The following is a 24,807-nucleotide window of genomic DNA, read 5'->3' as shown; positions in this document are numbered from 1 at the left end:
CCACCATGAACGACACCGCATCCGCCCCCGCTCCTGCCCCCGCTCCCGCCGACGACCCCGCACCCGCTTCGGCTGCCGGCATTGCAGCGCCCACGCCGGCTGCGCCCGGCCCCGCGGCCAAGTCCCGGCCCAAGGCGCAGCAGCGCAAGGGCCCGCCGCGCGGCAAGCCGGCCCACCCGGTGCTGGACAGGCTGTTCGAGCTGCATCCGCAGCTGTTCGGCGCCCAGTTCAAGCCGCTGAAGATCGGCATCTTCGAGGACCTGCTGGCGCGCCATCCGGATGCCTTCCAGCGCGAGGAGCTGAAGGTGGCCCTGGGCCTGCATGCCCGTTCCACCGCCTACCTGGAAAGCGTGGCGGCCGGCCTGCAGCGCCATGACCTGGACGGGCAGCCGGTGGCACCGCTGGCGCCGGAGCACGTGCACCACGCGATCATGGAAGTGTTCCGCCGCCGCCAGCAGCGCACCAGGGAAGACCTGCGCCCGCGGCTGATGCAGAAACTGGTCGCCGCCATCGAAGCCTCCGGCCTGAGCCCGGCCGAGTACGCGGAGAAGATGCGCACGCAGGACGAAACCAACAACGCGCTCCTGCAGCAGGCCGTGGCGCAACTGGCGCACAAATCGGCCAAGCGCGAAGCCCTCGCCCGCGCCTTCGCCGCCAGCGGCCAGAGCATGGAAGCCTTCGCCGAGATGTACGGGATGGACCTGGCGCAAGTGAAGCGGACGCTCGGATAAGGGCTGTCATCCCGGGCTTGACCCGGGATCCAGGCTGTGGCGTCGCGAAGAACGTCGATCAAGGAAAAAACACCGCCACTTCCTGATCGACCGCATCTGCATTCGCAGCGTGTGGATGCCGGGTCAAGCCCGGCATGACAGAAAAAAAGCCGCCCGTGGGCGGCTTTTTCGCGGGCGCGGCGCGCTCAGGCGGCCTGTGGCGTCTGTGCCGCCTGCAGCGCGGCGATGCGCTCCTCGATCGGCGGGTGGGTGGCGAACAGCTTGCCGACACCGGAGGTGATGCCCAGCGCCTGCAGGCCCTTGGGCAGCTCGCCGGGCACCATGCCGCCCAGCCGGGCCAGCGCGTTGATCATCGGCTGCTTGCGGCCCAGCAGGCTGGCGGAGCCGGCGTCGGCGCGGAACTCGCGGTGGCGCGAGAACCAGGCCACGATCATCGCCGCCAGGAAACCGAGCAGCACGTCCAGCACGAAGGTGGTGATGTAGTAGCCCATCCCGGGGCCGGAACGGTTCTCCCCCTTGCTCAGGAACCCGTCGACCAGCGAGCCGATCACCCGCGACAGGAACACCACGAAGGTGTTCATCACGCCCTGGATCAGCGTCATGGTCACCATGTCGCCGTTGGCGATGTGCGCCACCTCGTGGCCGATCACGGCTTCCACTTCCTCGCGCGTCATGCCCTGCAGCAGGCCGGTGGACACCGCCACCAGGGCGCTGTTCTTGAAGGCGCCGGTGGCGAAGGCGTTCGGCTCGCCCTCGAAGATGCCGACCTCGGGCATGCCGATGCCGGCCTTGTCGGCGACGCGGCGCACCGTCTCCACGATCCATGCCTCGTCGGCGTTCTGCGGCTGCGCGATCACCCGCACGCCGGAACTCCACTTGGCGATGGTCTTGGACAGCAGCAGCGAGATGATGGCGCCGCCGAAGCCCATCACCAGCGCGAAGCCCAGCAGCATGGGCAGGTTCAGCCCGTTGGCCGTGAGATAGCGGTTGACGCCCAGCAGGCTGGACACGACGCCCAGCACCACCACCACCGCCAGGTTGGTCAGCACGAACAGGAAAATGCGTTTCATGAACTCTCCGAAAGGTTGTGGATTGCCCCCGCGTCCAGATGAGGCCCGGCTTGCCGGAATCAAGGGTGGGCGCGGGGGTGCAGGGGCGGAGTTGTTGTGCGTTCTGGTGCCCTGCGGGGCCGAAAGACCTGGGCGTCATCATAAAAGCAAACGTCCGCGTTTTGAGCGCTCCAGCCCGGAATTCCCAGCAGCGGCAGCGGCGTGAACGGCTTGGCCGCCAGCACGGCCGGGGTGAGCATGGCGGCCAGCAGCGCGTCGGCAGCCGCGACGGATTGCAGCGCGACCGGACTGCGCCACAGGTGCGCCGTCAGCGCCTTGCGCGGCTGCACCAGCTTCTCCAGCAGGGCATGGCCGACCACCAGCAGCCGCGCCTGCCGCCAGAGCGGGCGCAACTGCACGAACAGCCGCTGCCAATCGCGCTCCAGCAGGGCGGCCCAGAGCTCGGGCGGGGCGTCGAGCAGGGCGCCGTTCTCGTCGAACAGCGTGATGGCGTCGCGCACCGGCCCGCGCACGGCGCCGACGCCGCGTTCCTCGATCTGCGCCGCCTGCAACCGGTTGAGGCGAGCCTTGGACAGCGGCAGCGCCAGCCAGGCCAGCCCGTTGAAGAAGTCGTGCAGGCCGGGTCGCACCGGGCACTGGCCGCTGGCGCTGATGAAGTGTTCGTAGGCCCGGCCGTCCGGCAGCGCCTGCTGCGGCACGAAGCGCACCGGTGCGCCCTGCTCGCGGTTCAGCGCTTCGTGCAGCGGCTCGCCCTCGCAGACGCGGGCGGCAACGCGTTGTCCCGGATCGCGCCAGGGCGCAAACCAGGGCCGGCTCCAGTCGATCGCGGCTAGCGGCCGGTGCGCGCCATCCATTGCACGTAGGCCGGATTGCGCTCGGGCGTGAGCCTGAAGTCGGCGGCGTGGCGGCCCAGCAGCGCGGTCGACCTGGCGCTGCGCCCGAGCACCTTGGCGTCGCGCAACTGCTTGGTGACGTCGTTCAGCGGCACCTGCTCGCCGCTGAGCAGCGCCGGCACCGCTTCCAGGATGGCGTCCAGTTCGTCATCCTCGTCGGCGAACACCTTGCCGACGGCCTTTTTCGCCGCGGCCGGCCGGGCCGGCGCCTTCTTCGCGGCCGGCGCCTTGCGTGCCGGCGCCGGCGCCGCCCGTTCGACCCGCTCGGCCCGGTCGACCCGCTCGGCGCGGCTGGGCGAGTCCAGGTAAACCACCTCGTCGTACACCAGCGCCAGCGCATCGCCGTCGGCCTTGTCGCGCAGCGCGAAGCAGAGCACGCGGATGCCGTCCTCGCGCAGCCGCACGGCCAGCGGCGCGAAGTCCGCATCGCTGGAGCCGATCGCCACCATCGACGGCAGCGCGTCGTGGTGCAACAGGTCCATGGCGTCGATCACCAGGGCGGCGTCGGTGGTTCCCTTGCCCTGGTTGATGAACGAGCGCACCGCATGCTGGCGCAGCACCTCCTTCATGCCGACCAGCTTCTCGGTGCCGCCATAGGCGCGCCGCACCGTGACGGTGATGCCCAGCCGGCGGAAGTGGGCGAAGATCTGGTCGACGTCGGCGGCCGACGACAGGTTGTCCGCATCGAGCAGGAAAGCGACATTCATGCGCGCAGTCTCCATTGAAGCGTCTCGCCGCCGCGCAGCGGCTTGAGCCGCGCCTCGCCGAACGCGTAGCTTTCGGGCATGGTCCACTCGTGGCGATCGAGCGTGATGGTGTCGGTGTTGGGTTCCAGCCCATAGAACGCGGGGCCGTGCAGGCTGGCGAAGGCCTCGAGCTGCGCCAGCTTGCCGGCGGCGTCGAACGCCTCGGCGTACAGCTCGATCGCCGCGTTCGCGGTGTAGCAGCCGGCGCAGCCGGTGGCGTGCTCCTTCAGGTGCGCCGGGTGCGGCGCGCTGTCGGTGCCCAGGAAGAACTTGGAACTGCCGCAGGTGGCCGCTTCCACCAGCGCGACCCGGTGCACCTCGCGCTTGAGCACCGGCAGGCAGTAGTAGTGCGGCCGGATGCCGCCCAGGAAGATCGCGTTGCGGTTGTACAGCAGGTGGTGCGCCGTGATGGTCGCCGCCGTGTGGCGGTCCGCGGCGTGCACGTACTGCGCCGCTTCGCGGGTGGTGATGTGCTCGAACACGATCTTCAGTTCCGGGAAGTCGCGCCGCAGCGGCACCAGTTGGGTGTCGATGAACACCGCCTCGCGGTCGAACAGGTCGATGTCGGGCGAGGTGACCTCGCCGTGCACCAGCAGCGCCAGGCCTTCGCGCTGCATCGCTTCCAGCGTCGCGTAGGTCTTGCGCATGTCGGTCACGCCGGCGTCGCTGTTGGTGGTGGCGCCGGCCGGATAGAGCTTGACCGCCACCACGCCCGCTTCCTTCGCGCGCCGGATCTCGTCGGGCGGCAGGTTGTCGGTGAGGTAGAGCGTCATCAGCGGCTCGAAGGACTTGCCGACGGGAACGGCCGCCAGGATGCGCTCGCGGTAGGCCATCGCCTGCGCTGCCGTCGTCACCGGCGGCCGCAGGTTCGGCATGATGATCGCCCGGCCCATCTGCGCCGCCGAGTGCGGCACCACCGCCTGCAGCGCCTGCCCGTCGCGCACATGCAGGTGCCAGTCGTCCGGCCGCTTGATCGTGATTTGCTCTGTCATGCCGCCATTTTCGCTGAATACGGAAGGCGGACAGCCGGACGCAGAAAACGCAGAAACAACGCAGAAAGCGCAGAAGGGAGAAATGAAAAAAAGGAAAGCCACGCGACCTTCCGCCCTCTCCGGTTCAACCCTCAACTCTCTTTTCTGCGTCTTCTGCGTTGCTTCTGCGTCTTTGTCCCCGCTCCGCTCCCGCTTTCAGTGCTGCAGGATCTTGTTGAGGAAGTCCTTGGTGCGGGCCTGGCGGTTCTCGGGATGGGCGAAGAATTCGTCCTTGGAGCAATCCTCCAGGATGCGGCCGCCGACGTCGATGAAGATCACGCGGCTGGCCACCTTGCGCGCGAACCCCATCTCGTGCGTGACCACCATCATCGTCATGCCTTCCTTGGCCAGCGTCACCATCACGTCCAGCACCTCGCCCACCATCTCGGGGTCCAGCGCCGAGGTCGGCTCGTCGAACAGCATCACGATCGGGTCCATCGACAGCGCGCGGGCGATCGCCACCCGCTGCTGCTGGCCGCCCGAGAGCTGGCCGGGGAACTTGTCCTTGTGCGCCATCAGGCCCACGCGGTCCAGCATCTTCAGGCCGCGCGCCTTGGCTTCGTCGGCCGTGCGGTTCAGGACCTTGATCTGCGCGATGGTCAGGTTCTCCGTCACCGACAGGTGCGGGAACAGCTCGAAGTGCTGGAACACCATGCCGACCCGGCTGCGCAGCTTGGGCAGGTCGGTCTTGGGATCGTGCAGGCCGATGCCGTCGACGTAGATCTCGCCCTTCTGGAACGGCTCCAGCGCGTTGACGGTCTTGATCAGCGTGGACTTGCCCGAGCCCGACGGGCCGCACACCACCACGACGTCGCCCTTGTCGATGTTGACGTTGCAGTTGGTGAGGACCTGGACCGGGCCGTACCACTTGGACACGTTCTTGATTTCGATCATGGACATGGTGAAGGTTCCTTTCAGTTGCCGCCGGGCCGCCCCAAGGGGACCGATGCCCCCTCGGGGGGCAGCGAAGTACACGAAGTGACGAGCGTGGGGGCTGTCATCTGATGATGGCGATCTTCAGCTGCAGGCGCTTGACCATGAAGGACAGGCCGTAGCAGATCGCGAAGTAGACGACGGCCGCCAGCAGGTAGGCCTCTTCCGGCCGGCCGTAGATCTTGCCGGCGGTGACGAAGCCCTTGAGCAGGTCGTAGGCGCCGATGGCGTAGACCAGCGAAGTGTCCTGGAACAGGATGATGGTCTGTGTCAGCAGGACCGGCAGCATGTTGCGGAACGCCTGCGGCAGGACAACCAGCCGCATGTTCTGGCCGTAGCTCATGCCCAGCGCCTGGCCGGCATGCACCTGGCCGCGCGGGATCGACTGGATGCCGGCCCGCATGATCTCGCTGAAATACGCCGCCTCGAAGGCGATGAAGGTGATGAAGGCCGACGGCTCGGCGCCGACCGGGCGGCCGATCAGGGTGGGCACCAGCAGGTAGAACCACAGGATCACCATCACCAGCGGAATCGAGCGCATGCCGTTGACGTAGATGGTGGCCGGCAGCATCAACGCCTTCTTTCCCGACAGCCGCATCAGCGCCAGCATGGTGCCGAAGAAGATGCCGCCCAGGGTGGCGATGACGGTCAGCGTGACGCTGAAATAGAAGCCCTTGAGGACGAACTTGCTGATGATGTCCCAGCTGACGAAGGTGAGGTCCAGATTTCCCATCAGTGGCCTCCCGTTCCGCCGGCAACGATGAAGCCGGGAATCGCCACCTTCTTCTCGATGAAGGCGAACACCCGGTTCACCGCGAAGGCAGACAGCGCATACAGCGCCGTGACGCCGAGGTAGATCTCGATGCCGCGCGACGTCTCCTCCTGCGCCTGCATCGCGAACATGGTCAGCTCCGCGATCGACACGGCAAACGCCACCGAGGAATTCTTCAGCAGGTTCATCGACTCGCTGGTCAGCGGCGGCAGGATGATCCGCACCGCCATCGGCAGCAGCACGTAGCGGTAGGTCTGCGCGGTGGTGAAGCCCATCGCCATGCCGGCGTAGCGCTGGCCGCGCGACAGCGCCTGGATGCCGGCGCGCACCTGCTCGGCGATCCGCGCCGAGGTGAAGAAGCCCAGTGCGAACACCACCAGCAGGAAGCCGGGCACCGCCTTCATCGGCGGAAACAGCTTGGGCAGCACGAAGTACCAGAGGAACAGCTGCACCAGGATCGGGATGTTGCGGAACAGCTCGACCCAGGCATTGGCCAGCCGCACCAGCCACGGACTGTTGGGAAGCGTCCGCAGCGTGCCGACCAGCCCCCCCAGCAGCACCGCGATGACCCAGGCGCAGGCGGCCACCGACAGGGTCCAGCCCCAGGCCTGCAGCATCCATTGGAGGTAGGTGATGTCTCCGCCCTTGCCGAAGCAGGTGGCCATCACGGTGGCGTCGTCGGTGGTCTTGCAGAATACCTGCCAATCCCATGCCATAAGGGCTCCTCGCGAATGCTGGTTATTCTGTGCCTGCGCCGTCCGGCGACCTTAAAACAGAAACCCCGCCCGGGCAAGTGCGCAGGCGGGGTCCGGCAGGCGGCTCGCGCCGCTTACTTCTTCAGGTAGTCTTCCAGCGGCTTGTCGTTCGGATTGGCCCAGGCGTTCTTGGTGGCTTCGCTGGCCGGCAGGCCGACGCGGGTGTTCTTCGGCGGGATGGGCTGCACGAACCACTTGTCGTAGATCTTGGCGATCTCGCCGCTCTTCATCAGGTCGCGCACCGTGTCGTCCGCCACCTTCTTGAAGGCCGGATCGTCCTTGCGGATCATGATCGCGATCGGCTCGACGCTGATCACTTCGCCGACGATCTTGTAGTCGGCCGGGTTCTTGGAGGTGGCGATGTTGCCGGCCAGGATCTGGCCGTCCATCACGAAGGCGTCGGCGCGGCCGGACTCCAGCAGCAGGAAGCTCTCGGCGTGGTCCTTGCCGAACACCTCGTTGAAGTCGACCCCGTGGGCGCGCTCGTGCTTGCGCAGCAGCTGCACCGAGGTGGTGCCGGTGGTGGTGGCGACCTTCTTGCCATTGAGCTGCGCCAGCGAGTTGATGCCGGAGTTGGCCTTGACGGCGATCCGCACTTCTTCCACGTAGGTGGTCAGCACGAAGGCAACATCCTTCTGGCGGGCCGCGTTGTTGGTGGTGGAGCCGCACTCGATGTCGACGGTGCCGTTCTGCACCAGCGGGATGCGGTTCTGCGAGGTGACCGGCAGGTACTTGACGGTCAGCTTCTTGCCCACGGCCTTTTCGACGTTGCCGATGATGCGCTGGCACAGCTCGTAGTGGAAGCCCGCGTACTTGCCGTCGCCCAGGGTATAGGACAGGGCGCCCGAGGAATCGCGCACGCCCATGGTGATTTCGCCCGAGGCCTTGACCTTGGCGAGGGTGTCGTTGGCCTGGGCAAAGGCGCCCGTGGCCGCGGCGGCCGCAATGGCGAATGCCAGCAAATGCTTGTTCATGAAGATCTCCTGAGAGGAAGCGATGTGTGTATGGACAACGAAATTCTAGGCGTTGCGGCTTTCGGGATTACCCTGAAGCCGCCCCGGACGGGGTCTGCGTACCGTTTCAAAGCATGGTTTGTGCCCGGCCCGCCCGTCAGGCTTCGGGGCGCAGGGGCTGCGTCAGTTTTTCCGGGATCAGCAAGGCCTCGACGTCGGCCCGGGTCATGATGCCCAGCGACTCGGCGACCTCGTCGATCGGCAGGCCGGTGGCGATCGCGGTCTTGGCGATCATGGCCGCCTTCTCGTAGCCGATGATGGGATTGAGCGCGGTGACCAGCGTCACCGACTCGCGCACCCGCCGGGCCAGCAGTTCGTGGTTGGCCTCGATGCCGTCGACGCAGTTCACCCTCAGCGTCTCGCAGGCGCTGGACAGGTGCGAGATGCTCTTGAACAGGCTCCAGCCCATGATCGGCTCGAAGGCGTTGAGCTGCAGCTGGCCCGCTTCCGACGCCATCGTCACCGTCACGTCGTTGCCGATCACCTCGAAGGCCACCTGGTTCATCACCTCCGGGATCACCGGGTTGACCTTGCCCGGCATGATCGAGGAGCCGGCCTGCCGCGGCGGCAGCCGGATGTCGCCGAAGCCCGCCTGCGGGCCGCTGGACAGCAGCCGCAGGTCGTTGCAGGTCTTGGACAGCTTGGTCGCCACCCGCTTGAGCACGCCCGACAGCTGCACGAAGGCGCCGGTGTCCTGCGTTGCTTCCACCAGGTTCTTGGCCCTGACCACCGGAATGCCGCTTTCCTTCGCCAGGAAGCCGACCGCCAGCTCGGTGTAGCCGTGCGGCGCGTTGATGCCGGTGCCCACCGCGGTGGCGCCCAGGTTGATCTCCTGGATCAGGGCACGCGCCTCGCGCAGCCTTTCCTCGTCTTCTTCCAGCATCACGGCGTAGGTGGAAAACTCCTGGCCCAGCGTCATCGGCACGGCGTCCTGCAGCTGGGTGCGGCCGATCTTGAGCACCCGCTCGAATTCGTGGGCCTTGCGCTCGAAGCTGGCGCGCAGGCCGGCCATCGCCAGCAGCAGCCGGTCGATGCCGGACCACAAGGCCAGCCGCACGGCGGTCGGATAGACGTCGTTGGTGCTCTGGGAGGCGTTGACCTGGTCGTTGGGGTGGAGCACGTCGTAGCGGCCCTTCTCGAACCCGAGCCTTTCCAGCGCCAGGTTGGCGATCACCTCGTTGGCGTTCATGTTGGTGGAGGTGCCGGCGCCGCCCTGGATCACGTCGACCACGAACTGGTCGTGGTAGCGACCCGCCACCAGCTGCTCGCAGGCCCACAGGACGGCGTAAAGGCGCTTTTCGTCCAGCACGCCGAGCTGGTGGTTGGCGCGGGCCGCGGCCTTCTTCACGTGCGCGAAGGCGACGATCAGGTCGGGCATCGCCGAGATCATGGTGCCCGAGATCGGGAAGTTCTCGACGGCGCGCGCAGTGTGCACGCCCCAGTAGGCGTCGGCGGGGATCTGCTTGTCGCCGAGGAAGTCGTGCTCGACGCGGAAGTTGGGGCTCATGGAGTGCCTGCAGTGATGGGACCGCCGGACTGTATGGGAGCTGGCGCGATGGCGCCAATGCCGATTGGGCGCCGGGTCATGTCGATGCGTCATAACGCACCGCAGCCGGCGCCCGGAGCTAGCCTGGCGGCATCCGCTCGAAAGCCGGCAGCGCGGGATCGACCGTGTCCCACGCCAGCCCGCGGCCGCGGTAGGTGACGACCTGCGGCGCGAAGCCGGCCGGCTCGTCCAGGCTGGCCGCGTGGACCGCGATCAGGTCCGGCATGGCGACGAAGCTCAGGTAGACCGGCGTTCCGCAGGCCGGGCAGAAGGAGTGCACCTTCAGGTTGCCGCTGTCGCCGGCGACCTGCCAGTGCGCCGCCTCGCCGGTGATGGTCATCGCGGCGCGCGATGCGAAGCTCAGGTAGGAGCCGTGCCCGGTGCCGCTGCGGCGCTGGCAGTCGCGGCACTGGCAGTGGTTCTGGAAGATGGGCGCCTGCTCGGTCGCGTAGCGGACCGCGCCGCACGCGCAGCCGCCGGTATAGGACTGGGTCATCGAGTGCTTCGCCGCTCAGGCCGTCTTGGGCTTGGCGAACACGTCCATGCCTTCGCCCGTTTCCAGCAGCGACTTCAGGCTGGACAGCACCGCCGGCCAGCCCTGCTGGATGCCCTTGGCCATGCCGCTGCCGGCTTCCAGTTCGTCGTGGGTGACCGTCAGCCGCACCATGCCCTCGTACGGCACCAGGTCGAAACTCACGCGGCTGTAGCTGGCCGGGTCCGCGGCCTGCGATGCGTTGGCCCAGGTGATGACCAGGCGCGTCGGCGGCGCCACCTCCACCACCTTGCCCACCAGTTCCACCGTGCGCTGCTCGTTGGCGCGCACGTGCTGCCAGCTCGACCCGGGTTTCCAGTCGGAGACGTTCTCGTGGCCCCAGTAGCGCCGCGCGATCTCCGGCCTGGTGATGGCATCGAACACCTTCTCCGGCGTCGAGCGGATGTAGGTCACATAGACGAAACTGGTCTTTTCCTTGCTCATGGTCACTCTCCTTCGAGTTGTTGCTTCAGGTCGTGCAGCAGGCCGAGCCGCTTGCGTTCGAATTTGCGCACCCACCGCTCGTAGACCTCGTGCAGCGGCACCGGGTTGATGAAGTGCAGCTTCTCCCGGCCCCGCCAGCCCGTGCTCACCAGGTTGGCCGCCTCGAGGATGCCGATGTGCTGGGTGGCCGACTGCCGCGCCATGTCCAGGTGCTGGCACAGCTCGCCCAGCGTCTGCCCGTTGCGCTCGTACAGCTGGTCGAGCAGCTTGCGGCGCGACGGATCGGCCAGTGCCTTGAAAACCTTGTCGGGGTCCATTCGTGGTGTGTATGCGTGAGGCGGATTATATGCAGGTAAATGCCTGCATGTCAAACCGCAGCGTGTTGCGTTGCGGGCGATCCCGCGGCGAAGAATGAAATGGACGGGGCTAGCGCGCGCCCGGGCCGGCCAGGTAGGTCCACAGCGCCTGGGCCGTGCCCTTGGGCGCTTCCTTGCCCAGCGGCTTCTCGCGGTAGGCGCGCACTTCCATGGTCAGCTCCAGCTCCTTCATGCCCGGCGGCGCGGCGCTGACCAGCTTCTTGCTGCGCAACTCCTTGCGCACCGCGCTGTGCGGCAGGAAGGCGACGCCGTGGCCCTCCAGCGCCATCACCTTCAGGCCCTCGGCCATGTCGGTCTCGTAGACCCGGTCCAGGTGGATGGCGGTGCCGGCCTGCTTGAGGATCAGGTCCGTCACCCGGCCCAGGTAAGCCCCGGGCGCGTAGCCGAGATAAGGCAGCGGCTGGCCGGGCGTGCCCGGCATCCGGAACAGCGGCTGGCCCGATGCGTCCGCCCGCGAGTACGGCGACAGCACTTCCTCGCCCAGCGTCACCATCTGGTAGCGGTCCGCGTCCAGCTGCAGCGGCTGCGAGGGGTGGTGGTAGGCGATCAGCACGTCGCAGCCGCCCTCCACCAGCCGCATCACCGCGTCATGGACGTTCAGCGCGATCAGCCGGCTCTTGATCGGGCCGAACTTCTCGCGCAGGCTGGAGACCCAGGCCGGAAAGAAGGTGAAGGCCAGCGTGTGCGGCACGGCGAACTCGATCACGTCCTGGGCCGCCGCCGAATGCCCGCGCAGCATGGCGCGCGTGCTTTGCAGCGCCTGCAGCATTTCCAGCGCCTGGCCGTGCAGGGTCTCGCCGGCCGGCGTCAGCCGCGTCGGATACGAGCTGCGGTCCACCAGGTCGGTGCCGGCCCAGGCCTCCAGCGCCTGGATCCGGCGCGAAAACGCCGGCTGGGTGACGTGCCGCAACTGGGCCGAGCGGCTGAAGCTGCGGGTTTCCGCCAGGCTCACGAAATCTTCCAGCCATTTGGTTTCCATGGCCGATTATTGCGGCGCGGCCCGGGTCGGCAGGCTGTCGCCCAGCGTGACCCAGGAAACATGGGTGTCGTAATACGCGTGCATCTGCGGCTCCCGGTCCACCGCCTCGGCGAACAGCGCGCGGGCGATGTGCAGCTCGCCCGGCCAGCGCTCGCCCTGGAAGAACATCGGGCTGCCGCATTCGCCGCAGAATCCGCGGCGGCCACCCAGGTGCGCCGCGTGCCAGCGCAGCGCGCCGCGGCCGTCGTCGATCGCCACCGCGGCCTCGTCCAGTCCGACCCAGGTGACGAAGGCCGCGCCATGGGCGCGCTGGCAGCGCGTGCAGTGGCAGTGCGCCACCCAGCGTGAAGGCAGCCGGGCGGTGAAGAGCACGGCGCCGCACAGGCAGCTGCCGCGTGCGGCATCAGTGGACATGGCTCATGCTCCCATCACGGTGGCGTGCAGTTGCAGACCGGCGCGCCCTTGTCGAAGACGATGCGCCATCCGCCGGCCTCGCGCCGCCAGATCGAGCTGAAGCGCGCCGTCAGCTCGCCCTTCGGATTGCGCACCGGCCCCGAGCTCAGGGCCAGGGTGCCCGAATCGAGCACTTCCACCTGGTCCGGTTCCCATGAAAAGGGCGCGGCCGGGCTGCTGTAGAAGCGTGACCAGAAGGCCAGCACCGCACTCTTGCCACGCAGCGGCTCCGGGCCGCTGAAGAAGACCGCTTCGTCGGACAGGAACGAGGCGAAGGCGGCCAGGTCGCGATCCGCCATCGACTTGGCGAACGCCCGCTCGGTCGCCATCACTTCCAGCCTGGCCCCGTCCGGCGCCGGCCGCGGGCCGATGGCCGAACAGGCGCACAACAGCGCGGTCGCTGCCAGGGTGCCAACCGTTTTCATCTGCATCGTGAATCTCGCGCCCATGATTTTCAGTCAAGGCCGCGGCGGGCCGTGATGCGGCGCAGCATCACGCGGTGCTCCATCTTGCCGTCGGCGTTGCAAAGCGGTGCTACCTCCTGCACGAAACGCGGGCCGATCGCCGCCCGGTCGGCCGGCCCCAGCCAGGCCATGTTGTACAGCCCGCTGAACCAGTCCCACAGTCCGTCCGGTCCGCTGCGCCGCAGCAGCAGGATGTCGTCGATGGCGGGCAGCCCGAACGCCGGCCCGAACAGCTCGGCGATCCCGTCGGGCGCGTACAGGCGGCTGTCGCCCAGCCGCAGCGACTCGAACTCGGGCAGCTTGCGGGATTGCCGCAGCAGGGACACGACGACCTCGTGCGCCGGCGAGGCGGCGGCACCGCCGCCCACGACCACGGCAAACACGCCGCCGGGCTTGAGGACCCGCCGCACTTCCTCCAGCACCCGCGGTGCGTCGTCCAGCAGCATCAGCGCCATGTGGCACAGCACGGTGTCGGCACTCGCATCGGCCAGCGGCAGCGCCTGGGCGCGCGCCTGGTGCAGCAGGACGGCTGGGCCGAGCCGGCGCCGCGCGGCCGCGAGTTCGCCGGCGCTCAGGTCGATGCCCACCAGAGAGAGGCCGGCCTGCCGGCGCGCCGCCAGCAGCGCCAGCAGGTAGCCGTCGCCGCAGGCCAGGTCGACCAGCGTGCCGGGGCCGGACGGCACCACGGCGGCCAGGCACTCGTACGACGAGGGGAAGGTGCAATCCGCCATTCGCGCCGGCAGCCGGGCGAAGGCGCGCGAGGTGACGCCCGGGTCGGCGTCATGGAAGCCCGCGAGGAACCGTTCGGAGCCGGAAAGGGACAACTGCATCCGCTGCAGGATATTCCTAACGCAGCAGCTGCAAGGCGATCGCCGCCTGGCACAGGAAGCCGACGGTGAACGCCAGCGTCCGCAGCCAGGGGATGCCGAGCGTGTAGACAGCCGCATGCACCACCCGGGCCCAGAAGTAGACCATCGCCGCGGTGGCGATGGTGCCGTTGCTCACGCCCGCCACCTGCGCGGCCAGCACCAGCGCGGCGAACACCACCAGGTTCTCGACGGCGTTGGCATGGGCCTTCATCAGCCGCTGCGCCCACAGGCTTTGCGGCTTGGGATTGTCGGGATAGCCCACCGCATCCACCAGGCCGCGCACCAGCACGCGGTCCAGGATGTAGGGGACCCACAGCAGGCCGGTGAACGCCGTCACCAGCACGAGGTACCAGAGTTCCGTCTTCATCGCGCCCTCCTCGGTTTGCCGGCAGGGTACGCCGCAACCATTGCGGCGTCCAGCGCGGCCGTCAGGGCCAGCGGCCCAGCCCGGCAGCGGCGTCGAAGGTCGACTGCAGGAACGCGAGCAGCGTGGCATCCGGGTCGGCGGCTTGCCGCACCACGTCATAGGGCAACAGGAATTCCCCCAGACCGGCGTGGAAGAAGGCCTCGGCCGGTTGCACCTGCGCCTGCGCGAAGCCCGGCGGCGACGGATAGGCGTACGAATAGAAAGCCGGATAGGGCAGGCGCGCGTCGCCGGCCCAGAAGCCGCAGCTGCTCACCTCGTGCGAATAGGCCTCCTGCGCCACCCAGTCCGCCAGGCCGGGGACGCCGCCCGGATGCCGCGGCGCCGGCCGGCCGGAAAAGCGCGTCACCGCCAGGTCGGGCGCGCCCCAGAAGAAATGCACCGGGCTGCACTTGCCCTTGAAGCCGGCGCGGAACTGCTTGAACACGCGGTCCGACTGCAGCAGCACGCGCCAGAACCGGTTGGCGTACTCCGCGTCGTAGGCGCAATGCACGACGTCGCGGTCGAACGGAAGCGCCTCCTCCACCTCGCAGGGCAGGCAGCGGATCTCGACGTGCAGGTCCATGCGGTCCAGTTCTTCCATCAGCCGGCCGTAGAACGATGCCACCGGCTCGGCCCGCAGCGGCCAGCGCGCCAGCTGGCCGTCGCTGGCCTGCAGCACCAGTTCGTGGCTGACAAAGTCGAAATCGATCTGGAAGCTGCGCTCGCCGTGCGGGATCGGCGAGGTTGTGAGCCCGCGCGGCGTGACGTACAGCGTGACGTGCCAGGAATGGTTGGTCCACGGACTGCGCACCAGCCGCACCTTGCCGACCACCTGCAGCCACATGTGCAGCGTCGCCAGGGTGTCGCACCAGGCCGCCAGCGGCAGCTCCGGCCAGGGGTCGGAGCAAAGCGCACGTGCGGCCGGTATGGCGTTCTCCTTCAGATGCCGCGGTCGATGGCGGCCGATGGCGGCCCCTTGAGCTCCACCACGTTGCCCTCGGGATCGCTCAGGTAGATGGAGGGCCCCTGCCCTTCGGCGCCGAAGCGCGGCTCGATCGGCCCGGCCTGGACGCCGTGGGCATGGAGGTGGGCGCGGATGGCCGCCTCGTCGAACGGCTCCACGCGCAGGCAGAAGTGGTCCATGTTGCGGCCTTCGCGCCCGGGCGCGGCACCGCCCTCGCGCCCGAGCTTGCCCTCCACCGGCACCAGGTCGACGATGGAGCGCCCCGCGCGCAGCTGCAGCAGGCCGATCGCCTCCTGCACCCGCTCCACGGTGCAGCCCAGCACCTCGCAATAGAACGCCTTCATCGCATCGAGGTCCACCACGCGCAGCACCAGGTGGTCGATCTCGCGCGGCTGGATCGGGCCGGCCATGGGCTTACTCCCTGCCCTGCTTGAGGGCGGTGACCTCGATCTCGATCTTCATGCGCGGATCGGCCAGGCCGGCGCTGAGCATGGTCGCGGCGGGACGCACCTCGCCGAAATGCCTGCGCAACACCGGCCAGCACTGCTCGAACAGCGCCCCGTCCGGCAGGATGTAGTGGACGCGCACCACGTCGGCCAGGCTCGACCCGGCCTGCCGCAGCGCGGACTCGATGTTCACCAGGCACTGCTCGGCCTGCGCGACGACGTCGTCGGAAATGGTCATGGCCGCGTAGTCGAAGCCGGTGGTTCCCGAAACGAACACCCAGTCGCCCGCCACCACCGCCCGCGAGTAGCCGATCTGGGCCTCGAAGCTGGAGCCGGAACCTATCAGCTGTCTTGTCATTGCGATTTCTCCATCATCATCCGCTCGCTGGCGGCGAGCGACTGCAAGGACGCGCACTGCCAGCGGAACTCGGGCTCGAACGATCCGCGGTCCGCCACCGCGGCCGAGCCGCCCTGCGCATAGACCGCCGCATAGGCCGCATAACTGGCGGCCTGCAGCGCCTTGCCCTGCAGCGCATTGGCGACCGCATAGGAGGCGGACACTGCCGCGTGGCCGCAGCCGTCGATGGACGCCGATCCGCGGTGCGAGTTGGCCAGCCGCACCGCCTGCTGCGCCGCCGCCGCCAGCGCGTCGCGCCCGGCCCGGCCTTGCAGAAACAGCCCGAGCACGTCGAGGCAATGCATGACATCGGGCTCTTCCAGCAGGTGCTGCACCCGCAGCACGCACGCATGGCCGAAGGCCAGCCGCAGGCCCTCATGCTCCGGCGCCGGCAGGTCGAGGCCGGCTGCGAGCTGGTCCAGGGCGTCGTTCATGGGCGGCTCCGCAAGCGCTGCCGGCGCTGCTCAGCCCGGGATCTCGGGCTCGACCAGCTGGGCCAGCAGCACCAGCGATTCCTGCCAGCCCAGGTAGCAGGCCGGCAGCGGGATGACGGCGGGAATGCCCTCCTGCACGACGTTCAGCTCGGTGCCGCAGAACACCGGCGTGAGCGTCACGGTGGTGGTCATCTCTCCCGGCAGGTTGGGGTCGTCGAACACGCTGGTGTAGCGGATGGTCTCGTTGGGGACCAGCTGCAGGTAGGTGCCGCCGAACGAGTGGCTGCTGCCCGCGCTGAAATTGGTGAAGGACATGCGCCAGCGGCCGCCGGCATTCGCGTCCATCTGGTGCACCTTGCCGGTAAAGCCGTTGGGCGGCAGCCACTTGGCCATCGCATCGCCGTCGAGGAAGGCGCGGTAGATGCGCTCGGCCGGCGCGCGGATGACACGGTGAAGTCGGACGGTTCCGGTGGACATGGACTCAGCTCCTGGTGGATGGCAACTGCAAGGTCATGAAGACGCTGTGCGGATCCTCGGCATAGCTGCCGAAGGGACCGCAGCGCGTGAAGCCGGCGCTTTCGTAAAGGACCTGCGCCGGCCGGAAGGCGTCCGAGGAACCGGTTTCCAGGCTCAGGCGCTGGTAATTGCGCTGCCTGGCCACGCCGATGATGTGCGCCAGCACCGCCCGCCCGGCGCCGGTGCGGCGCCGCGCGGCCGGCGTGCGCATGGACTTGACCTCGCCGTGGCCGGGCGCCAGTTCCTTGAGCGCGCCGCATCCGAGCAGACCGTCGCCGTCCCACACCGACCAGAAGGTGATGTCCGGCTGCCGCAGCTTGGCCAGGTCCAGCGCATGCACGCTCTCGGGCGGGGACAGCTCGTACATGTTGGCCAGGTGTTCGTTGAGCAGGGCAATGACTTCGGGCCGGGTCAAGTCGTCGATCTCGATGCGCATGGCCGCACTTTAATACGCCTAGAGCGACACCGTCAGGCTCCAGACGATCGCTGCGAGCTGCACGACGTTGATCGCGATGGCCGTGACGTGGGTGCGGCGGAACCCCGGGATCGCATCCATGGGGTTGGACTGGATCTCGGTTCCCAGCGCGTCCATCTTGGGAATGATCCTGCTGCGCAGGACGATGGCCAGCAGTGCCAGCAGCGCAGCGCCGGTTGCCAGCCCGGGGCGTTGCGCGATGGCATAGCTGACGGCCGTTGCGCCGGCCGTGGCCACGGCGGCGCGGTAATAGACGTTGAAGAAGCCGCGCACGAAGCGGGCGTCCAGCGGCGTGTCGTGCTTGAGCACCAGCAGCGGGATCGAGCCCAGGATGAAGTAGGCGGTGGTGACCAGCAAGGCCACCGTGAAGACCAGCGCGGCGATCATGGCTCCAGGCATCCCGCTCTCCTTGCAGTGTCGATGGCCGCCCTACGCGGCAGGCGGCCGGTGGGTGAAGACCAGGTCGCCGTCATCGTAAGACAGAAGCCGCGGCGCGTCCGCCGGCGCCACCGCCACATAGCCGGCGCGTGCCAGCAGCGCCTGGCAGCGCAGGTTGGCCGGGACCGCCGTCGCCCAGAAATCGACCGGCCCGCAACTGCGGACGACCTCCTGTTGCAGCCAGCGCAGCCCATGCGAGGCGTGGCCGCGGCCCCAGCTGTCGGCGCCGAAGAGAAACGCCACTTCGGCGATGCCGTCGTGCACCGTCGCTTGCAGCTGGCCCAGCACCTGACCCGAGTCGGCGGCCCGGACCAGGTAGTTGAGCCAGCGCTCGGTCCTGCGGTGCTCTGGCGGGCCGGCCAGGGCGCGCTGCAGGCCCGATGCGAAGCGCTGCATCGCCGGCGCCTTGCCGCCGAGGTGCGCGTAAACGGCGTCGGTGCGGATGGCCGCTGCCAGTTCGGCCAGGTCCGACGCCTGCAGAGGAGCGATCTGCACCGCACTCATGGATGGAGCCTTTCGCCCGCGGCCAGCATGGCGACGAACTGGGCGATCTTCCTGGCCCGCGTCTCGGGCTTCTTCGCGTTCTGGATCCTGAACAGGACGGCGTAGCGGTTGCGGCTGTCGAGACTGGCGAAGAAGGCCCTGGCGGCCGGACTCGCGTCCAGCGCCTGCTGCAAGTCGTCCGGAATGGTGGCATTGCGCGCCGACGCATAGGCTGCATCCCAGCGGCCGTCCTGCCGGGCCCGTTCGACTTCGTCCAGGCCGGCGCGGCGCATCCGGCCCGATGCGATGAGAGCCTCGGCCTTCTCCTTGTTGATCTTCGACCAGATGCTCCGAGTCGCCCTGGGCGTGAACCGTTGCAGCCAGTGCTGGTCGCTCTCGGCGCGCTTCTGGCCGTCGATCCAGCCGTAGCACAGCGCGCTCTCCAGCGCCTCGGCGTAGGAGAGGGTCTTGTCCGCCGCCCCTGCCTTGGCCAGGCGGAGCCACACACCCGGCGACGTGCTTGCGCCTTGCGCGAGCCAGGCCTCCCACTCCTGCTGGCTCACGAATGCGAGGATTGGATCTTCCATCCGTCCCAGGTCAACGGCCATGGCATCGCCTGCATGCGCAGGGCCAGAGGTCGGCGCTCAGGCGGAATCCGCCAGGCCGATCATTCGCAGCGCCTCGTCGATCGTCGCCGCCACCTCCGCGCCAGGCTGTCCATCGCCGCCATCGCATCGCGGTCGGCCACGATGCCCGCGCGAAGCTCGGCAACCAGTCCTGGGCTGGCCCGCTCGAGCCGCGGCAGCAGCCCGACCAGCAGGTAGCGGCAGGCGGCAGCTGTGATGTTGGGGTCTTCGCTCTGCATTCGTATGACCTCCGGGTGCTAGCTTGCGGGGCGCCTGGCGCCGATGACGGCGAGCACGGCCAGGCCGAGGGCGGCGACGCCGGCCAGGCTGCGCACCACATGCCACTGCCACCATTGGTCACGCAACTGCGCCCAGTTGGCCGCCGGCGCCTGGGGGCTCCATGTGATGACCACCGCGTTGATCGGCTGGTTGCCCAAGCGCGTGACCAGGCCGGCAACGATCATGAGCAGCGCCGCCGCGACCAGCAGATAGCGGCTGCGGGGATCCCCGCTGGACAAAATGGCCAGGCCCAGGCTCAGGAGGATGCACGCCGCTCCCATCAGCGGCAGCAGCACGTTCAGCCCGCGGATCGCGTTTTGCTGCTGTTCGACGTAGGCCGAGGCCGAGAGCGAGGAAGGGTTGTATCCCGCCCAGATGCCGAACATCGTGCCCACGAGCAGCGCCAGCACGACGAGAAGAACGAAGCGGATGATGTTCGCTGGCACAGAAGTCCTCGTGTCGGTTGTTGTTGCGCCCTGGAAACTTCCTCCGCCGGCCGGTGGAGTCTTCCAGCAATGTGGCCGCACCGCAAGTGCCCGTCGGCGCCGCAATCATTGCAAGCACCCTGGCGGTCCGGCCGCATTCGCTGTAGCTTCCGTGCCTCAAGTGAGGAGAACACATGGTCGACTACATCATCGTCGGGGGCGGTTCGGCGGGCTGCGTGCTGGCTGCGCGCCTGAGCGAGGACCCCGCAGTGCAGGTGGTGCTGCTGGAGGCGGGCGGCCCCGACGACAGCGTGCTGATCCATTGCCCGGCGGGGCTGGCCCTGCTGGCCAAGACCGGCCAGGCGAACTGGGGATTCCAGACCGAACCGCAGCCGGGCCTGGGCGGACGGCGCGGCTACCAGCCCCGGGGCAAGGTGCTGGGTGGCTCCAGTTCGGTCAACGCGATGATCTACACGCGCGGGCATCGTGACGACTACGACCATTGGGCGGCGCAGGGCAATCCCGGCTGGGGCTGGGACGATGTCCTGCCCTACTTCAAGCGCTCGGAGCACAACGAGCGCGGCGCCGACCCCTGGCACGGGGCCGACGGGCCGCTCAACGTGATGGACCCGCGCAGCCCGAGCCGCTTCGGCCGGCTGTTCACGCAGGCGGGCGTGCAGGCCGGCTACCGCGAGAACACCGACTTCAACGGCGCCGACCAGGAAGGCGTCGGCGTCTACCAGGTCACCCATCGCAAAGGCGAGCGCTTCAGCGCGGCCAAGGCCTATCTCACGCCGAACCTGCAGCGCCCCAACCTGCAGGTGATCACCGGCGCCCTGACCCGCCGCATCCTGCTGGAAGGGCGGCGCGCCGTGGGCGTGGAGTTCGACACCCGGGGCGAACGCCGCCAGCTCAAGGCGGCGCGCGAGGTGCTGCTGTGCGCCGGCGCGCTGCAGTCGCCGCAGGTGCTGATGCTCTCCGGCATCGGGCCGCAGGCGCAGCTGCGCGAGCACGGCATCGCCGTGGTTCACGACCTGCCGGGCGTGGGCGCGAACCTGCACGACCACGTCGACGTGGTGACGACCTGGGATGTGCCCACGGCGACGGACCTGTTCGGCCTCTCGCTGCCGGGCGCGGCGCGCGTGCTCAAAGGCATCCTCGAATGGCGCCGGCACCGCAGCGGCATGCTCACCACCAACTTCGCCGAGGCCGGCGGTTTCATCCGCAGCAGCCCGGACGAGGCCATCCCCGACCTGCAGCTGCACCTGGTGATCGGCAAGCTGGTGGACCACGGCCGCAAGACGGTGTTCGGCCACGGCCTCTCCTGCCATGTCTGCGTGCTGCGCCCGAAGAGCCGCGGCAGCGTGAAGCTGGCCAGCGCCGACCCGGCGTCGGCGCCGCGCATCGACCCCAACTTCCTGGGCGAGGCGGACGACATGGCGAGGCTGGTGCGCGGCTTCCGGGCCATGCGCCACCTGCTGCGCCAGCCGGCGCTGGCCGCGCTGGGCGGGCGCGAACTGCCGGAGTCCGCCGCGGCGCAGACCGACGAGCAGATTGCCGCCTTCATCCGGGCCAAGGCCGACACGATCTACCACCCGGTGGGAAGCTGCCGGATGGGCAATGGCGGGATGGACGTGGTGGACGCGCAGCTGCGCGTGCGCGGCCTGGATGGCCTGCGCGTGGTCGATGCCTCGATCATGCCGCGCATCGTCGGCGGCAACACCAACGCGCCGGTGCTCATGATCGCGGAGAAGGCGGCGGACTTGATCCGGGCCGCTCAGAAAGAGAAAGGCGCCGTTGGCGAGGCTGCGTCAGCGCGGTGAGCCCGCCTCGGCCGCGGGCCTGGGCCCGCCCCGGGCCGCAGTGTCCCGCGCCAGCAGCGTCCGTGCGGCTTCCCGCAGGGCGCTGCGCCCGACGCCGAGCGGCGACGCGCGCAGGAGCCCAGCCAGCCCCGTGAGCACGCGCGCGTTGGCATAGGGGTGCGCCAGTGACGGATCGTCGCTCTGGCTGTCGACGAACGATCCAAGGCGATCGGCTGCAGTGGCGTCGTCCGCCGCCCACAGCTCGGCGAGTTTGGCCCGGTACTCCAGCTCCCACGGCTGAAGCTTCTGGAACCTGTTCTTGTCGGCGAAGTGCTGGGTCTCGTGCGTCAGCAGGACGGCCAGGAACGCATTGCTGCCGACGCCGCCCGGATAGCGCGGCATGACCGCATACAGGGTGGACTCCGTGGCCCATCCTCCGGTGCTTCTGTTGCCGCAGGTCGCCCACCCCGCCCAGCCCAGGGAGGCGAAGTCATCGAGCATCACGACCCGCGATTCGTAGTCCTGTTCGGGCAGCGCCACCTGGAATGACCTGGCGCTCTGTGTCCGCCAGAGCATCAGTTCGCGCAGGGGCGGTGTGACGCCCATGAGGGAGTAGAAACCGTCGGATGCAAGGCGGGACCGCAGCTGGTCCTCCAGGCCGGAGAAATCGCGGTCCGCTTGCCCGAGGAGTTCGGCCAGGCGGGATGCGAGCGCCATCTCATACCCCGCTCTCGCAGGCGGGTTCAGCAAGGACTGCTGCCAGTACAGCTGATAGGCGTTGAGCACCCTGGCGGTGAATGGCGGCAGGCCCTGGTCCGTCGAGACGGGACGCCCGAGCCGGCCCTCGACACAGGTAACGTAGCTGCGGTCTTTCTCGCCGAGCTGCTCGCCCCGTGCCGCGGCGGCGTAGGTTGTCGCCGCAACGCCATCGCCCTTCAGAAGGGCGCCTTCCATGCCCCGCACGCTGGCCGGCGACTGGGCGAGCGCTGCAGTCGCGGAAAACAACAAGGCAGAAATGAGCAGTCTCACTGGATGCGCCACACCATCGGCAGCGCGTACCGACCTGGCGGAAGCGCTGCGTCGGGCTGGGTCGTGACTGAAGCGATGCATTTGTTCAGATGGGCAAGGGCAGCCTGGTCCAGCAGACCATGGCCGCTAGACCGCAGCAGGCCCGGGTCTTCGATGTGACCGGTGGGACTGACGGTGAATCCGACAAGGCTTGCTCCTTGCTCGTCGTTGCGCAGAGCCCGGGCCGGGTAAGCAGGCTGCCGCCCGAAGCAGGCGCCCAATGGGGACGAGGCGACGCGCCGCGCGCCCGAAGCGCCGGCGGGTGCCGGGGCTTGCGAGGCCGCTGGTATCGCCGGCGACGCCGGCTCCTGCGCCGCTGCGTGACCGGCCAGCGCCAAGAGGAGAAGCGCGGTCTGCAGACGTGACATCGTCGGGTGCGCTGGGGCCACACGCAAAGCGCTGCGGCGCCGGGCCGGCATGTGCAATGGCGCGTCGCAACTCCCGATGGACATCTCAGCCCCGCGATCGACCAAGCGAAAATTCATGCATTTGCCTCCACTGCCCCGACGAATTCTCCATCAAAGACACGCAGCTGCAAACCGATCCCAGCGGCCCATGCGCGTCCATGATCTTGCGCATCGAAAGTTCCGCCTCCCCTGCGCCCGACGCGTCGCCGTCAGCGACCGTGAGATGCGGGATGACGGTCTCATAGGCACCGCCATAGGGTGGGTACTCGGGAAAACGAGCGACCACCGCACGGGTCAACGCGATGAACGGGCCGGGATCATCTGGCGCCAGGTACGCCGCTTGCGGGAACCGGCGCACGGCACCGAGCACGAACGGGAACTGCACGAATCGGGCAAACACCTGCGCCAGTGCGGCGCACTCCGCCGCGCCGATTTCCTCCGGCGCCATGAAGGGAAACAGGACCGTGACATGCGCCGGCACACCCAGTCGCGCCTGCGGGTCGAATCGTCGACGCAGTGCCCCGAAGCGCTCCTCGGCCTGCGGCACTCGCACGATCAGGCCCGACTGCGGCATGCGGGCTCACGTTGCCGCCGGCGGTGCGCGCCGGGCTGCCATTGCGGGTGCGGCGCTGCCCTCATTCGAGCGCAATCCGGAAACGCAGCCCGGGAACACTCCCGAACTGCGGCGGCTTGGTGAAGCGTTCAACGAGCACGCCCCCGTTGGCTTGAATCACGCGTTGCGAGGCGAGATTGTCTGGATCGGTGGTGATCTCGACGAACGCGAGTCCGGCAGCTCTTGCCTCCGGCAACAGCAAGCGCAGCGCGAGCGTGGCGTAACCTCGGCCCTGCTTCCACGGCACGACCGCATAGCCGATATGCCCCAGGCAGTGTGGCGGCAGCGCCGTGGTACCGGGTTGCCATCGAAAACCGATACTTCCACAGAATTCTCCGTCCCACAGCCAGCGGCGCAACGAGGGAAGCCGACTGACGACCGAGCCATCCGGCAGCGTGACCGGCTCGCCCCTTGCTTCGCGATCCACCAGGCTGCCGAGGAAGGCCGTGGGGTTGGCGTCGATCTGCGCGAGTTCTTCGCGTGCCGCCACCTCGCCGCGCACGTTGTCCGCCGACCACCCCCGCTCCAGCGCCGACACGTAGCCCGGCAAGTGTTCGGATGCGGGCCAGACTAGCTCCATCTCCGACCCGGGGCGTTGCGGCCGGGACTGCGCGGCGATGAACGGCCTGTCAGCCGGCATCCGCGTCACCCAGCCAGTCGATGCGACGCAGCCCGCGCACCGCCAGGTGTTCGTCGGTCTGGGTGAAGCGCTCGGCCATCCGCCAGCCGTAGCCGACCACTGCAACATCCGCGGTCTCGCATTCGACCTTCACGTCGAATGCTCCGGGGATGGACATGACCGCATGCAGGGCGTCCCTGCCCAGGGAATTCCTTGACTTCATCCTCATGCCGGAGACACGGCCGATCGAGACGCTGTGACGCACTGCGGAGATTGAGTTCAACATGAAATATGTCCCCCATGGCCAAGAATAGCGCGGCGTCGGCGTCCGTGTCGAACGCATTGGTCAGAGGGCATCGCGGTCCTCCCCGAGTTCCCGGAACCGCCTTCGCTCGTTGAGGGCCAGGGCCGGTCCGACAAGAATGGCAAAGGACAGGATGAAGAACCGGATCCCGCCGACAAGCTGGAACAGGTCGACGTCGCGCCGGGTGACGTAGATGGCTCCAATGAGCGCCACGGCGGCCCAGACGCTGAACCAGATCTTCAGCCAGGGAGCCGATTCCACCAGGCTCGCCAGGTCCTCATTCCCGTCGCGCGCCATCTGCGAGCGCGACCGGCCCTGGCCGAAGGACGCGAAGACGATCCCCGCGAACAAGACCCAGCGCAGCCACGCCGCATTCGCCTCAACGAAGTCGCCGAAGACCAGCACGAGCAGGAGCACGGCTGCGGCAATCAGCCAGTTCGTGCGCAGGCGGCGTTGGGCTGGCGTCATGGCGCAATGCAAGGCTGGCGACGGACGCG

36 protein-coding genes are annotated in these 24,807 nt (G+C 68.5%); 2 read left to right on the top strand and 34 right to left on the bottom strand.

Annotated elements, in window-relative coordinates; genetic code table 11:
- Positions 1-5: 5 nt before the first annotated feature.
- Positions 6-731 (top strand): ProQ/FINO family protein, encoded by a 726-nt coding sequence (locus ACFPOE_RS13855; RefSeq protein WP_376850714.1) that lies wholly within the window; start codon positions 6-8, stop codon positions 729-731.
- A 185-nt stretch (positions 732-916) separates the two neighbouring features.
- On the opposite strand, the gene htpX is transcribed toward ACFPOE_RS13855, so the two are convergent.
- The 28 genes from htpX to ACFPOE_RS13715 all read right to left on the bottom strand — a co-directional run bounded on the left by htpX (position 917) and on the right by ACFPOE_RS13715 (position 19,518).
- Positions 917-1,801, bottom strand: coding sequence for a protease HtpX (gene htpX, locus ACFPOE_RS13850; protein ID WP_376850713.1), 885 nt, complete (start codon positions 1,799-1,801; stop codon positions 917-919).
- A gap of 59 nt (positions 1,802-1,860) precedes the next feature.
- On the bottom strand, positions 1,861-2,655 hold the full coding sequence (locus tag ACFPOE_RS13845) for a DUF3025 domain-containing protein (RefSeq protein ID WP_376850712.1): 795 nt from the start codon (positions 2,653-2,655) through the stop codon (positions 1,861-1,863).
- Entirely contained in the window at positions 2,631-3,401 is a 771-nt protein-coding gene (locus ACFPOE_RS13840) for an NYN domain-containing protein (protein WP_376850711.1), read from the bottom strand. Before ACFPOE_RS13840 ends, ACFPOE_RS13845 begins: the two co-directional genes overlap by 25 nt.
- Positions 3,398-4,432: a dihydroorotase gene (gene pyrC, locus ACFPOE_RS13835; protein WP_376850710.1), complete on the bottom strand. Its 1,035-nt coding sequence runs from the start codon at positions 4,430-4,432 to the stop codon at positions 3,398-3,400. Before pyrC ends, ACFPOE_RS13840 begins: the two co-directional genes overlap by 4 nt.
- 195 nt (positions 4,433-4,627) lie before the next feature.
- Entirely contained in the window at positions 4,628-5,365 is a 738-nt protein-coding gene (locus ACFPOE_RS13830; RefSeq protein WP_376851898.1) for an amino acid ABC transporter ATP-binding protein, read from the bottom strand.
- 103 nt (positions 5,366-5,468) lie between these two features.
- Entirely contained in the window at positions 5,469-6,137 is a 669-nt protein-coding gene (locus ACFPOE_RS13825; protein WP_376850709.1) for an amino acid ABC transporter permease, read from the bottom strand.
- Complete coding sequence (locus tag ACFPOE_RS13820) at positions 6,137-6,892, bottom strand: amino acid ABC transporter permease (RefSeq protein WP_376850708.1); 756 nt, start codon at positions 6,890-6,892, stop codon at positions 6,137-6,139. The genes ACFPOE_RS13825 and ACFPOE_RS13820 overlap by 1 nt, the downstream gene beginning before the upstream one ends.
- A gap of 113 nt (positions 6,893-7,005) precedes the next feature.
- Positions 7,006-7,905: an amino acid ABC transporter substrate-binding protein gene (locus ACFPOE_RS13815; protein WP_376850707.1), complete on the bottom strand. Its 900-nt coding sequence runs from the start codon at positions 7,903-7,905 to the stop codon at positions 7,006-7,008.
- A gap of 136 nt (positions 7,906-8,041) precedes the next feature.
- Positions 8,042-9,451 carry an aspartate ammonia-lyase gene (locus ACFPOE_RS13810; protein WP_376850706.1) on the bottom strand — a complete coding sequence of 470 codons (1,410 nt, stop codon included), beginning with the start codon at positions 9,449-9,451 and terminating at the stop codon, positions 8,042-8,044.
- A gap of 118 nt (positions 9,452-9,569) precedes the next feature.
- Entirely contained in the window at positions 9,570-9,986 is a 417-nt protein-coding gene (locus tag ACFPOE_RS13805) for a GFA family protein (RefSeq protein WP_376850705.1), read from the bottom strand.
- A 15-nt stretch (positions 9,987-10,001) separates the two neighbouring features.
- Positions 10,002-10,466, bottom strand: a complete 465-nt coding sequence (locus tag ACFPOE_RS13800; protein ID WP_376850704.1) for an SRPBCC family protein — start codon at positions 10,464-10,466, stop codon at positions 10,002-10,004.
- 2 nt (positions 10,467-10,468) lie between these two features.
- Positions 10,469-10,783: an ArsR/SmtB family transcription factor gene (locus ACFPOE_RS13795; RefSeq protein ID WP_376850703.1), complete on the bottom strand. Its 315-nt coding sequence runs from the start codon at positions 10,781-10,783 to the stop codon at positions 10,469-10,471.
- Positions 10,784-10,892: 109 nt separating this feature from the next.
- Positions 10,893-11,822, bottom strand: coding sequence for a LysR family transcriptional regulator (locus ACFPOE_RS13790; protein WP_376850702.1), 930 nt, complete (start codon positions 11,820-11,822; stop codon positions 10,893-10,895).
- 6 nt (positions 11,823-11,828) lie between these two features.
- On the bottom strand, positions 11,829-12,236 hold the full coding sequence (locus ACFPOE_RS13785; RefSeq protein WP_376850701.1) for a GFA family protein: 408 nt from the start codon (positions 12,234-12,236) through the stop codon (positions 11,829-11,831).
- Between the two features lie 14 nt (positions 12,237-12,250).
- Positions 12,251-12,700 (bottom strand): YybH family protein, encoded by a 450-nt coding sequence (locus tag ACFPOE_RS13780; RefSeq protein ID WP_376850700.1) that lies wholly within the window; start codon positions 12,698-12,700, stop codon positions 12,251-12,253.
- Positions 12,701-12,729: 29 nt separating this feature from the next.
- Positions 12,730-13,569, bottom strand: a complete 840-nt coding sequence (locus ACFPOE_RS13775) for a class I SAM-dependent methyltransferase (RefSeq protein ID WP_376850699.1) — start codon at positions 13,567-13,569, stop codon at positions 12,730-12,732.
- A gap of 16 nt (positions 13,570-13,585) precedes the next feature.
- Positions 13,586-13,975 (bottom strand): MAPEG family protein, encoded by a 390-nt coding sequence (locus ACFPOE_RS13770; RefSeq protein ID WP_376850698.1) that lies wholly within the window; start codon positions 13,973-13,975, stop codon positions 13,586-13,588.
- 61 nt (positions 13,976-14,036) lie between these two features.
- Positions 14,037-14,900 carry a DUF5996 family protein gene (locus ACFPOE_RS13765; protein WP_376851897.1) on the bottom strand — a complete coding sequence of 288 codons (864 nt, stop codon included), beginning with the start codon at positions 14,898-14,900 and terminating at the stop codon, positions 14,037-14,039.
- A gap of 53 nt (positions 14,901-14,953) precedes the next feature.
- Positions 14,954-15,388 (bottom strand): VOC family protein, encoded by a 435-nt coding sequence (locus ACFPOE_RS13760; RefSeq protein ID WP_376850697.1) that lies wholly within the window; start codon positions 15,386-15,388, stop codon positions 14,954-14,956.
- Between the two features lie 4 nt (positions 15,389-15,392).
- Positions 15,393-15,782 (bottom strand): RidA family protein, encoded by a 390-nt coding sequence (locus tag ACFPOE_RS13755; protein WP_376850696.1) that lies wholly within the window; start codon positions 15,780-15,782, stop codon positions 15,393-15,395.
- Entirely contained in the window at positions 15,779-16,255 is a 477-nt protein-coding gene (locus ACFPOE_RS13750; RefSeq protein ID WP_376850695.1) for a hypothetical protein, read from the bottom strand. Before ACFPOE_RS13750 ends, ACFPOE_RS13755 begins: the two co-directional genes overlap by 4 nt.
- Before the next feature lie 30 nt (positions 16,256-16,285).
- A complete protein-coding gene (locus tag ACFPOE_RS13745) occupies positions 16,286-16,732 on the bottom strand; it encodes an SRPBCC family protein (RefSeq protein WP_376850694.1) in 447 nt (148 codons plus the stop codon).
- A 4-nt stretch (positions 16,733-16,736) separates the two neighbouring features.
- Positions 16,737-17,207: a GNAT family N-acetyltransferase gene (locus tag ACFPOE_RS13740; protein WP_376850693.1), complete on the bottom strand. Its 471-nt coding sequence runs from the start codon at positions 17,205-17,207 to the stop codon at positions 16,737-16,739.
- Between the two features lie 18 nt (positions 17,208-17,225).
- Positions 17,226-17,645: a hypothetical protein gene (locus ACFPOE_RS13735; protein WP_376850692.1), complete on the bottom strand. Its 420-nt coding sequence runs from the start codon at positions 17,643-17,645 to the stop codon at positions 17,226-17,228.
- A gap of 30 nt (positions 17,646-17,675) precedes the next feature.
- The gene (locus tag ACFPOE_RS13730; RefSeq protein ID WP_376850691.1) at positions 17,676-18,188 is read right to left on the bottom strand and encodes a GNAT family N-acetyltransferase; all 513 of its coding nucleotides are present in this window, start codon (positions 18,186-18,188) and stop codon (positions 17,676-17,678) included.
- Positions 18,185-18,754 (bottom strand): YdeI/OmpD-associated family protein, encoded by a 570-nt coding sequence (locus tag ACFPOE_RS13725; protein ID WP_376851896.1) that lies wholly within the window; start codon positions 18,752-18,754, stop codon positions 18,185-18,187. Before ACFPOE_RS13725 ends, ACFPOE_RS13730 begins: the two co-directional genes overlap by 4 nt.
- An 80-nt stretch (positions 18,755-18,834) precedes the next feature.
- The gene (locus tag ACFPOE_RS13720; protein ID WP_376850690.1) at positions 18,835-19,032 is read right to left on the bottom strand and encodes a hypothetical protein; all 198 of its coding nucleotides are present in this window, start codon (positions 19,030-19,032) and stop codon (positions 18,835-18,837) included.
- An 18-nt stretch (positions 19,033-19,050) separates the two neighbouring features.
- On the bottom strand, positions 19,051-19,518 hold the full coding sequence (locus tag ACFPOE_RS13715) for an anthrone oxygenase family protein (protein ID WP_376850689.1): 468 nt from the start codon (positions 19,516-19,518) through the stop codon (positions 19,051-19,053).
- 173 nt (positions 19,519-19,691) lie between these two features.
- Between ACFPOE_RS13715 and ACFPOE_RS13710 the strand changes: the two genes are divergently transcribed.
- Complete coding sequence (locus tag ACFPOE_RS13710) at positions 19,692-21,320, top strand: GMC family oxidoreductase (protein WP_376850688.1); 1,629 nt, start codon at positions 19,692-19,694, stop codon at positions 21,318-21,320.
- On the opposite strand, the gene ACFPOE_RS13705 is transcribed toward ACFPOE_RS13710, so the two are convergent.
- From ACFPOE_RS13705 to ACFPOE_RS13680, 6 genes are all read right to left on the bottom strand, one after another.
- On the bottom strand, positions 21,309-22,328 hold the full coding sequence (locus tag ACFPOE_RS13705; protein ID WP_376850687.1) for a hypothetical protein: 1,020 nt from the start codon (positions 22,326-22,328) through the stop codon (positions 21,309-21,311). The genes ACFPOE_RS13710 and ACFPOE_RS13705 overlap by 12 nt on opposite strands.
- Positions 22,325-22,735 (bottom strand): energy transducer TonB, encoded by a 411-nt coding sequence (locus ACFPOE_RS13700; RefSeq protein ID WP_376850686.1) that lies wholly within the window; start codon positions 22,733-22,735, stop codon positions 22,325-22,327. Before ACFPOE_RS13700 ends, ACFPOE_RS13705 begins: the two co-directional genes overlap by 4 nt.
- Before the next feature lie 85 nt (positions 22,736-22,820).
- A complete protein-coding gene (locus ACFPOE_RS13695; RefSeq protein ID WP_376850685.1) occupies positions 22,821-23,348 on the bottom strand; it encodes a 2'-5' RNA ligase family protein in 528 nt (175 codons plus the stop codon).
- A 61-nt stretch (positions 23,349-23,409) separates the two neighbouring features.
- The gene (locus tag ACFPOE_RS13690) at positions 23,410-23,967 is read right to left on the bottom strand and encodes a GNAT family N-acetyltransferase (protein WP_376850684.1); all 558 of its coding nucleotides are present in this window, start codon (positions 23,965-23,967) and stop codon (positions 23,410-23,412) included.
- Positions 23,968-24,016: 49 nt separating this feature from the next.
- Positions 24,017-24,184, bottom strand: coding sequence for a hypothetical protein (locus ACFPOE_RS13685; RefSeq protein WP_376850683.1), 168 nt, complete (start codon positions 24,182-24,184; stop codon positions 24,017-24,019).
- Positions 24,185-24,352: 168 nt separating this feature from the next.
- Positions 24,353-24,778, bottom strand: a complete 426-nt coding sequence (locus ACFPOE_RS13680) for a hypothetical protein (protein ID WP_376850682.1) — start codon at positions 24,776-24,778, stop codon at positions 24,353-24,355.
- Positions 24,779-24,807 lie beyond the last annotated feature (29 nt).

It is taken from the genome of Caenimonas terrae, from assembly GCF_042655405.1.
GTDB classification, from domain to species: Bacteria; Pseudomonadota; Gammaproteobacteria; order Burkholderiales; family Burkholderiaceae_C; genus Ramlibacter; species Ramlibacter terrae_A.
Note: the sequence above shows the minus strand (reverse complement) of the source record. Positions and strands in the feature narration are given on the sequence as shown.

Bases quoted from the DNA above. Each gene is read 5' to 3' on its own strand.
- ACFPOE_RS13855 (WP_376850714.1), top strand. From the start codon at position 6: ATGAACGACACCGCATCCGCCCCCGCTCCTGCCCCCGCTCCCGCCGAC.
- htpX (WP_376850713.1), bottom strand. From the start codon at position 1,801: ATGAAACGCATTTTCCTGTTCGTGCTGACCAACCTGGCGGTGGTGGTG.
- ACFPOE_RS13845 (WP_376850712.1), bottom strand. From the start codon at position 2,655: ATGGATGGCGCGCACCGGCCGCTAGCCGCGATCGACTGGAGCCGGCCC.
- ACFPOE_RS13840 (WP_376850711.1), bottom strand. From the start codon at position 3,401: ATGAATGTCGCTTTCCTGCTCGATGCGGACAACCTGTCGTCGGCCGCC.
- pyrC (WP_376850710.1), bottom strand. From the start codon at position 4,432: ATGACAGAGCAAATCACGATCAAGCGGCCGGACGACTGGCACCTGCAT.
- ACFPOE_RS13830 (WP_376851898.1), bottom strand. From the start codon at position 5,365: ATGATCGAAATCAAGAACGTGTCCAAGTGGTACGGCCCGGTCCAGGTC.
- ACFPOE_RS13825 (WP_376850709.1), bottom strand. From the start codon at position 6,137: ATGGGAAATCTGGACCTCACCTTCGTCAGCTGGGACATCATCAGCAAG.
- ACFPOE_RS13820 (WP_376850708.1), bottom strand. From the start codon at position 6,892: ATGGCATGGGATTGGCAGGTATTCTGCAAGACCACCGACGACGCCACC.
- ACFPOE_RS13815 (WP_376850707.1), bottom strand. From the start codon at position 7,905: ATGAACAAGCATTTGCTGGCATTCGCCATTGCGGCCGCCGCGGCCACG.
- ACFPOE_RS13810 (WP_376850706.1), bottom strand. From the start codon at position 9,451: ATGAGCCCCAACTTCCGCGTCGAGCACGACTTCCTCGGCGACAAGCAG.
- ACFPOE_RS13805 (WP_376850705.1), bottom strand. From the start codon at position 9,986: ATGACCCAGTCCTATACCGGCGGCTGCGCGTGCGGCGCGGTCCGCTAC.
- ACFPOE_RS13800 (WP_376850704.1), bottom strand. From the start codon at position 10,466: ATGAGCAAGGAAAAGACCAGTTTCGTCTATGTGACCTACATCCGCTCG.
- ACFPOE_RS13795 (WP_376850703.1), bottom strand. From the start codon at position 10,783: ATGGACCCCGACAAGGTTTTCAAGGCACTGGCCGATCCGTCGCGCCGC.
- ACFPOE_RS13790 (WP_376850702.1), bottom strand. From the start codon at position 11,822: ATGGAAACCAAATGGCTGGAAGATTTCGTGAGCCTGGCGGAAACCCGC.
- ACFPOE_RS13785 (WP_376850701.1), bottom strand. From the start codon at position 12,236: ATGTCCACTGATGCCGCACGCGGCAGCTGCCTGTGCGGCGCCGTGCTC.
- ACFPOE_RS13780 (WP_376850700.1), bottom strand. From the start codon at position 12,700: ATGAAAACGGTTGGCACCCTGGCAGCGACCGCGCTGTTGTGCGCCTGT.
- ACFPOE_RS13775 (WP_376850699.1), bottom strand. From the start codon at position 13,569: ATGCAGTTGTCCCTTTCCGGCTCCGAACGGTTCCTCGCGGGCTTCCAT.
- ACFPOE_RS13770 (WP_376850698.1), bottom strand. From the start codon at position 13,975: ATGAAGACGGAACTCTGGTACCTCGTGCTGGTGACGGCGTTCACCGGC.
- ACFPOE_RS13760 (WP_376850697.1), bottom strand. From the start codon at position 15,388: ATGGCCGGCCCGATCCAGCCGCGCGAGATCGACCACCTGGTGCTGCGC.
- ACFPOE_RS13755 (WP_376850696.1), bottom strand. From the start codon at position 15,782: ATGACAAGACAGCTGATAGGTTCCGGCTCCAGCTTCGAGGCCCAGATC.
- ACFPOE_RS13750 (WP_376850695.1), bottom strand. From the start codon at position 16,255: ATGAACGACGCCCTGGACCAGCTCGCAGCCGGCCTCGACCTGCCGGCG.
- ACFPOE_RS13745 (WP_376850694.1), bottom strand. From the start codon at position 16,732: ATGTCCACCGGAACCGTCCGACTTCACCGTGTCATCCGCGCGCCGGCC.
- ACFPOE_RS13740 (WP_376850693.1), bottom strand. From the start codon at position 17,207: ATGCGCATCGAGATCGACGACTTGACCCGGCCCGAAGTCATTGCCCTG.
- ACFPOE_RS13735 (WP_376850692.1), bottom strand. From the start codon at position 17,645: ATGCCTGGAGCCATGATCGCCGCGCTGGTCTTCACGGTGGCCTTGCTG.
- ACFPOE_RS13730 (WP_376850691.1), bottom strand. From the start codon at position 18,188: ATGAGTGCGGTGCAGATCGCTCCTCTGCAGGCGTCGGACCTGGCCGAA.
- ACFPOE_RS13725 (WP_376851896.1), bottom strand. From the start codon at position 18,754: ATGGAAGATCCAATCCTCGCATTCGTGAGCCAGCAGGAGTGGGAGGCC.
- ACFPOE_RS13720 (WP_376850690.1), bottom strand. From the start codon at position 19,032: ATGCAGAGCGAAGACCCCAACATCACAGCTGCCGCCTGCCGCTACCTG.
- ACFPOE_RS13710 (WP_376850688.1), top strand. From the start codon at position 19,692: ATGGTCGACTACATCATCGTCGGGGGCGGTTCGGCGGGCTGCGTGCTG.
- ACFPOE_RS13700 (WP_376850686.1), bottom strand. From the start codon at position 22,735: ATGTCACGTCTGCAGACCGCGCTTCTCCTCTTGGCGCTGGCCGGTCAC.
- ACFPOE_RS13695 (WP_376850685.1), bottom strand. From the start codon at position 23,348: ATGCCGCAGTCGGGCCTGATCGTGCGAGTGCCGCAGGCCGAGGAGCGC.
- ACFPOE_RS13690 (WP_376850684.1), bottom strand. From the start codon at position 23,967: ATGGAGCTAGTCTGGCCCGCATCCGAACACTTGCCGGGCTACGTGTCG.
- ACFPOE_RS13685 (WP_376850683.1), bottom strand. From the start codon at position 24,184: ATGTCCATCCCCGGAGCATTCGACGTGAAGGTCGAATGCGAGACCGCG.
- ACFPOE_RS13680 (WP_376850682.1), bottom strand. From the start codon at position 24,778: ATGACGCCAGCCCAACGCCGCCTGCGCACGAACTGGCTGATTGCCGCA.